General features: G+C 32.1%; 8 protein-coding genes. 5 read left to right on the plus strand and 3 right to left on the minus strand.

Features of this window, described 5'->3' with window-relative positions; all coding sequences use genetic code 11:
• The 5 genes from ACIQZC_RS07810 to ACIQZC_RS07830 all read left to right on the plus strand — a co-directional run.
• Positions 1-449: T9SS type B sorting domain-containing protein (locus tag ACIQZC_RS07810; protein WP_396138675.1), on the plus strand; the 449-nt coding region annotated here is incomplete at its 5' end.
• A gap of 44 nt (positions 450-493) precedes the next feature.
• On the plus strand, positions 494-1,504 hold the full coding sequence (locus ACIQZC_RS07815) for a bifunctional oligoribonuclease/PAP phosphatase NrnA (RefSeq protein WP_396138676.1): 1,011 nt from the start codon (positions 494-496) through the stop codon (positions 1,502-1,504).
• A gap of 8 nt (positions 1,505-1,512) precedes the next feature.
• The gene (gene gldI / locus ACIQZC_RS07820; RefSeq protein WP_396138677.1) at positions 1,513-2,076 is read left to right on the plus strand and encodes a gliding motility-associated peptidyl-prolyl isomerase GldI; all 564 of its coding nucleotides are present in this window, start codon (positions 1,513-1,515) and stop codon (positions 2,074-2,076) included.
• Between the two features lie 4 nt (positions 2,077-2,080).
• Complete coding sequence (locus ACIQZC_RS07825) at positions 2,081-3,166, plus strand: peptidylprolyl isomerase (RefSeq protein ID WP_396138678.1); 1,086 nt, start codon at positions 2,081-2,083, stop codon at positions 3,164-3,166.
• A gap of 11 nt (positions 3,167-3,177) precedes the next feature.
• The gene (locus tag ACIQZC_RS07830) at positions 3,178-4,191 is read left to right on the plus strand and encodes a peptidylprolyl isomerase (protein ID WP_396138679.1); all 1,014 of its coding nucleotides are present in this window, start codon (positions 3,178-3,180) and stop codon (positions 4,189-4,191) included.
• A gap of 47 nt (positions 4,192-4,238) precedes the next feature.
• On the opposite strand, the gene ACIQZC_RS07835 is transcribed toward ACIQZC_RS07830, so the two are convergent.
• From ACIQZC_RS07835 to rpsT, 3 genes are all read right to left on the minus strand, one after another.
• Complete coding sequence (locus ACIQZC_RS07835) at positions 4,239-4,670, minus strand: hypothetical protein (protein ID WP_396138680.1); 432 nt, start codon at positions 4,668-4,670, stop codon at positions 4,239-4,241.
• A gap of 46 nt (positions 4,671-4,716) precedes the next feature.
• Positions 4,717-6,513 carry a translational GTPase TypA gene (typA, locus tag ACIQZC_RS07840; RefSeq protein ID WP_396138681.1) on the minus strand — a complete coding sequence of 599 codons (1,797 nt, stop codon included), beginning with the start codon at positions 6,511-6,513 and terminating at the stop codon, positions 4,717-4,719.
• A 144-nt stretch (positions 6,514-6,657) separates the two neighbouring features.
• On the minus strand, positions 6,658-6,830 hold a 173-nt coding region (gene rpsT / locus ACIQZC_RS07845; protein WP_396138682.1), incomplete at its 5' end, for a 30S ribosomal protein S20.

Raw genomic sequence — 6,830 nt, forward strand, 5'->3', positions numbered from 1 at the left:
TTAATGATTTTTCAGAAAACAATACAATAACCGTTGATTATACTGGGATAAGCACTTATGTTTTTTCATTGGATGGAACAAATTACCAAAGTTCACCAACTTTCACAAACCTAATCGAAGGAGCCTACACCGTTTATGTAAAAGACACTAAAAATTGTGGAGTTGTTCCCGCTACGTTTTATATTTTAGATTATCCAAAGTTTTTCACTCCAAATGGCGACGGAATTAATGATTTTTGGAGCATAAAAAACCATAACCAACGTAACTTACAAAATGGCACCATTGAAATTTTTGATCGATATGGAAAGCTAATTCATCAAATTAATGCACAAAATCAAGTTTGGGACGGAACATTCAATGGCGTTAACTTACCTAGTTCAGATTATTGGTTTCAAATGAAAATTAGGGAAGATAAAATCATCAAAGGTCATTTTTCTCTAAATCGTTAGGCATAATTATTGCACAATAGCTTACAAAATAATATATTCGCAGTATGATGCAAACAAACGAAATCGAAGCGATTAAATCACTTTTAGCTACTCCAAAAAAAATAGGGATTATTCCACATAGAAATCCAGATGGAGACGCTATGGGATCAACTTTAGGACTATATCATATCTTAAAGCAATTACAACATGAGGTCTTGGTGATAGCGCCTAATGAATTTCCTGAATTCTTAGCTTGGTTACCTGAAAGTGAAAATATCATGATTTTTGAAAGAAATATAGAGCAGTCTAAAACTTTTTTAGAAAAATGTGATCTTATTTTTACACTCGATTTTAATGCAATACACCGCACAGGCGAAGCTATGGAAAAGGTTTTTGAAACATTAACAGCTACAAGCATCATGATTGATCATCATCAATTTCCCGATGATTATGCCACTTATACTTTTTCAGACACAGCTTATGGATCTACGTGCCAAATGATTTATGATTTTATATACCAATTAGGTTTTGAAAACTACATCAATAAAACCGTTGCCACATGCTTATATACAGGAATTGTTACTGATTCTGGAAGTTTTCGTTTCCCAAAAACAACCAGTAAAACGCATCTATGTGTTGCCGATTTAATTGACAGAGGAATTAGTAATAGTGAAATTCACAATTTATTATTTGATAATTCTAATTATAATCGTTTGTTATTATTAGGCAAAGCATTACAAAATTTAAAAATTTTAGACCAATATAAAACGTCATACATCACCTTAAGTCAAGAAGAATTAGACGCATTTGGACATCAAAAAGGAGACACCGAAGGTATTGTAAATTATGGTTTAAGCATTAACGGAATTGATTTTACGGCGATTTTCATTGAAAATAAAGAAGAAGGAATCATCAAAATTTCGTTTCGATCTCAAGGCGATTTTGACGTCAATCAATTTGCTAGAAATCACTTCAATGGTGGTGGACACATCAATGCCGCGGGTGGAAAATCTTTTTCATCTCTTGAAGAAACCGTAAAACAATTTATTGCTATTTTAGCATCTGAAAAAAAATGAAAATGAAAATGAAAATTATAAATATACTAATATTAAGCCTGTTTTTAGTGTTTTTAAATAGTTGTTCACAGCGTCAAGAAGAAGCACGCAGACCTATTTCTCATGCTTCAGGCACTTTTATAAAAGAATCAATAGAGCGCAATAAAAAATTAGTTGCTACCGAAGAAAAAATTATCGATTCCATCATTAAAAATGATACTTTAAAAGAATATCTAGCTTCAAGCAAAGGCTATTGGTATAAATATGAAACAAAATCTGAATTAGAAACCGTTTTTCCAAAAAGAGGCGATATTGTATACTATGAATATGAAATTAAAGATTTAGAAAATACCATAATTTATACCAAAGAGGAAACCAAACCTCAAGAATATTATGTTGACAAAGAAAATATCATGATAGGGTTACGAGATGGCATCAAATTAATGAAAAAAGGCGAAACCATTTCTTTTCTTTTTCCTTCGCACATGGCCTATGGATACCATGGCGATGATGATAAAATAGGAACTAACCAGCCTATTATTTGTACAGTAACGTTGAACGATATAAAATTAGATACACAAACTAAAAATTAATACCATGAAACCGATTTCTTTTTTACTAGTAAGTTTAGTCACATTATTTTCTGCCTGTACTAAATCTTATGATCATTTAGGCGAAGGTTTGTATGCCGAAATTGAAACTTCAAAAGGAACTATGATTGCCAAATTAGAGTATCAAAAAGTACCCAATACAGTGGCCAATTTTGTTTCATTAACCGAAGGTAAAAATCCTTTTGTAAGTGAAGAATTCAAAGGAAAAGCCTTTTATGATGGATTAACTTTTCATCGGGTTATCACCGATTTTATGGCACAATGTGGCGATCCAAATGGCGATGGTTCAGGAGGTCCTGGTTATAAATTTAAAGATGAATTTCATCCCGATTTAAAACATAACAAAGCAGGAATTCTAGCTATGGCAAATGCTGGACCGGCTACAAATGGTAGTCAGTTTTTTATTACACATAAAGCAACCCCTTGGTTAGACAATATTCACAGTGTTTTTGGCGAAGTTATTGAAGGAATTGAAATTATAAATACTCTTGAAGGTGAAGATGTAATTGAAAAAATTACAATTCTTCGAATAGGAAACGAAGCTAAAAAGTTTGATGCCGTAAAGATTTTTAAAAATTATTATGCAAAACAAGCTAAAGCGCAAAAAGAACTTGAAGAAAAAACAGAAAAAATTAGAACCCAAAAAGCACAAGAATTTGTAGATGTTAAAAAAAATGGCACTAAAACAAAATCAGGTTTAGTTTATAAAATAATTGCAAAGGGTTCGGGTAAAAAACCAACATCGGGAACAAATGTTTTCATTCATTATGCAGGTTATTTAGAAAATGGCCAATTATTTGACACCAGTTATGAAGAAATAGCTAAGCAATTTGGAACATTTGACCCAAATCGTGCTGCACAAAATGGTTATACGCCCATGGCTTCATCTATTGGAAACTTGCGATTTATTCCGGGTTTTAATGAAGGGGTTGAGTTAATGAATTTTGGCGACAAAGCCATCTTCTATATTCCATCACATTTAGGTTATGGCATGCAGGGAGCTGGTGATCTTATTCCAGCAAACGCTAATTTAATATTTGAAATAGAACTTTTAGAAAAATCAACAAACTAAATTATAATAGAATGAAAAAAATAATCTCGCTTACGTTAGCACTTATAGGTTTTAGCACTTTTTGCTTTTCACAAGAGAAAAAAAATGAAGGAATTTTTGCTGAGTTTACTACTTCCAAAGGGGAAATATTGGTACAATTAGAGTATCAAAAAACGCCAATAACTGTTGCAAATTTTGTAACCTTAGCTGAAGGTACAAATTCTCAAGTAACCAATAGTTTAAAAGGAAAGCCATATTATGACGGTTTGAAATTTCATAGAGTAATTTCAGATTTTATGATTCAAGGCGGTTGTCCAAAAGGCGACGGTTCTGGAGATCCAGGTTATAAATTTGACGATGAATTTGTACCCGAATTAAAACATTCAGCCAAAGGAATTTTATCAATGGCAAATGCAGGTCCTAAAACAAATGGTAGTCAATTTTTTATTACTCATAAAGCAACCCCACATTTAGATGGAAGACACACTGTTTTTGGACATGTAACTAGTGGACTTGATGTAGTTGATAAAATTGCTAAAGATGATGTAATTACCTCTGTAAAAATAATTAGAGTAGGAAAAGAAGCTAAAAAATTTGATGCTGAAAAAGTATTTACAGACTATTTTGCTAAGAAAGCAGAAGCCGATAAAATTGAAGCAGAAAAACAAAAAGCAGCAAAAGAAATAGCCTTAAAAGAATTTGAAAATGCTGCTACAACCGTAAGTGGCTTAAAATATATTGTATTACAACAAGGTACAGGAAACAAACCTGTTGCTACGAGTAATGTAAAAGTACATTATACAGGAATTTTACTTGACGGAAAAGTATTTGATAGTAGCGTTCAACGAGGAGAGCCAATTGATTTTGGATTAAACCAAGTGATTAAAGGTTGGACCGAAGGTGTTCAATTGATGCAAGAAGGATCTAAATATAAATTTTACATCCCATCACAATTAGCCTACGGGGAAAGAGGTGCTGGCGGTGTAATTCCACCAAATGCCGATTTAATTTTCGAAGTAGAATTAATTAAGATAAATCAATTATAAATAGAAAAGCCGCTAAGTGATTAGCGGCTTTTTTTATGTTTCAAATATTAAAATTTCCAATCAAATTCGTCTTTATCGCTAAAAACGGCACCAACCTCAATTTTAACAATTTCGTTATAATCAACGTGGATGAATAGCCAATTTTCCTCGTTAAAATAACTCATCATTCCTTCAGAAGTATCGGTTTCAAATGATTTAACTTTATTTTTTTCTAATACCGGATAAACCTCACTCCAATTCTTTCCAATTATAGTCGTGTTAAACAACTTCACAACTGAATTTGTGGTAGTAATATAACCTAATTTAAAGTCTTCTTCTTTATAGAAAATAAGACGCAACTTTCGGGCATTATACATAAAAACAATATTTTCTTCTTCGTCTTTATATTGTGTATCGGGTTTACCCAAAATTTTAATAACATCTTGCTCTTTCATTCCGAAAAGCAAATTGTCAATTCCGTATTTCAATTTAATTTCCATGATTATTTATGCTAAAAAATCCCGATTTTCATCGGGATTTAATTAATTATATTTTAAAACGTTTTCTATCGTTTTCTGTCAAATAAATTTTTCTTAATCGAATAGATTTCGGAGTAACCTCAACATATTCATCTTTTTGAATGTATTCTAAAGCTTCTTCAAGTGAGAAAATAATTGGAGGAATAATTCTCGCTTTTTCATCATTTCCTGAAGAACGTACATTAGACTGTTTTTTAGCTTTAGTAACGTTGATACACATATCATCACCACGAGAGTTTTCACCAATTACCTGACCCTCATAGATCTCAGCATTTGGCTCCACAAAGAATTTACCACGATCTTGTAATTTGTCAATAGAATAAGGAATTGCTTTTCCGTTTTCCATAGAAATTAATGAACCGTTATTTCTACCAGGAATTGCACCTTTAAAAGGTTCATATCCAGTATAACGATGAGCCATAATAGCTTCACCAGCGGTTGCAGTTAACAATTGATTACGCAATCCTATAATTCCACGAGATGGAATATTGAATTTAATAATCATACGCTCACCTTTCGCTTCCATTGATAACATTTCTCCTTTACGGATGGTTACAAATTCAACGGCTCTACCAGATAAATTTTCAGGTAAATCGATTGTTAATTCTTCAATTGGTTCACATTTTTGACCATCAATTTCTTTAATAATAACTTGTGGTTGACCAATTTGCATTTCATACCCTTCGCGTCTCATAGTTTCAATTAAAACCGATAAGTGCAATACACCACGACCAAAAACCATGAATTTATCAGCAGAATCTGTTTCACCTAACTTCATAGCTAAGTTTTTCTCTAATTCTTTTGTTAAACGATCTCTAATGTGTCGTGAGGTTACAAATTTTCCTTCTTTTCCGAAGAAAGGCGAATCATTAATCGTGAACAACATACTCATTGTTGGTTCATCAATTGCAATAGTTTGTAATGCTTCCGGATTTTCAAAATCGGCAACTGTATCACCAATTTCAAAACCTTCAATACCAATAATTGCACAAATATCTCCAGCAATTACTTGATCAACTTTTTTACGACCTAAACCTTCAAAAGTATGTAATTCTTTAACTCTAGATTTTAATATCGTACCATCTCTTTTAACTAAAGAAATTGGCATCCCTTCTTTCAAAACGCCTCTTTCTAATCGACCAATAGCAATACGACCGGTAAATGATGAGAAATCTAAAGAGGTAATTAACATTTGTGGCGTTCCTTCAGAAACTTTTGGTGCTGGAACATGAGCCAAAACCATGTCTAATAAAGGTTCAATATTATCTGTTTGATTTCTAAAATCATCTGACATCCAGTTATTTTTTGCAGAACCGTAGACAGTTGGGAAATCTAACTGCTCTTCGGTAGCACCTAATTCAAACATTAAGTCAAATACTTTTTCATGTACTTCTTCTGGTGTACAATTTTCTTTGTCTACTTTATTAATAACCACACATGGTTTTAAACCTAAGTCAATTGCTTTTTGCAATACAAAACGCGTTTGAGGCATTGGTCCTTCAAAAGCATCTACTAAAAGACATACACCGTCTGCCATATTAAGTACACGTTCTACTTCTCCACCAAAATCGGCGTGACCTGGAGTATCAATAATATTAATTTTAGTTCCTTTATAAATTACCGAAACGTTTTTTGAAGTAATTGTAATACCTCTTTCGCGTTCCAAATCATTATTATCAAGGATTAAGTCTCCAGTATTTTCGTTTTCACGAAATAATTGACAGTGGTACATAATTTTATCAACCAAAGTAGTTTTACCGTGGTCAACGTGTGCAATAATTGCGATGTTTCTAATAGAAGTCATTTAATTTATTTTTGAAAGTGCAAAGGTAATCTTTATTTTAATAAAAACACTATAGAAATCAACTCTTTAGTTTAAATTAAGGATAAGAAAACAATAAAAAAAGCCCTCAAAAAGAGAGCTTTATCTTATTCTACTAGTTACGTACTATAATGAAGCAACGTGTTTAGTTAACTTAGATTTTAAGTTAGAAGCTTTGTTATCATGAATGATATTTTTCTTAGCTAACTTATCAATCATAGAAATTACTGTTGATAATTTTGCAGAAGCCTCAGCTTTGTCAGTAGCTAAACGAATAGCTTTGATTGCATTACGAGTTG

The sequence above is a fragment of the Flavobacterium sp. genome (assembly GCF_044338735.1).
Classification (GTDB): Bacteria; Bacteroidota; Bacteroidia; order Flavobacteriales; family Flavobacteriaceae; genus Flavobacterium.

Bases quoted from the DNA above. Each gene is read 5' to 3' on its own strand.
- ACIQZC_RS07815 (WP_396138676.1), top strand. From the start codon at position 494: ATGATGCAAACAAACGAAATCGAAGCGATTAAATCACTTTTAGCTACT.
- gldI (WP_396138677.1), top strand. From the start codon at position 1,513: ATGAAAATTATAAATATACTAATATTAAGCCTGTTTTTAGTGTTTTTA.
- ACIQZC_RS07825 (WP_396138678.1), top strand. From the start codon at position 2,081: ATGAAACCGATTTCTTTTTTACTAGTAAGTTTAGTCACATTATTTTCT.
- ACIQZC_RS07830 (WP_396138679.1), top strand. From the start codon at position 3,178: ATGAAAAAAATAATCTCGCTTACGTTAGCACTTATAGGTTTTAGCACT.
- ACIQZC_RS07835 (WP_396138680.1), bottom strand. From the start codon at position 4,670: ATGGAAATTAAATTGAAATACGGAATTGACAATTTGCTTTTCGGAATG.
- typA (WP_396138681.1), bottom strand. From the start codon at position 6,513: ATGACTTCTATTAGAAACATCGCAATTATTGCACACGTTGACCACGGT.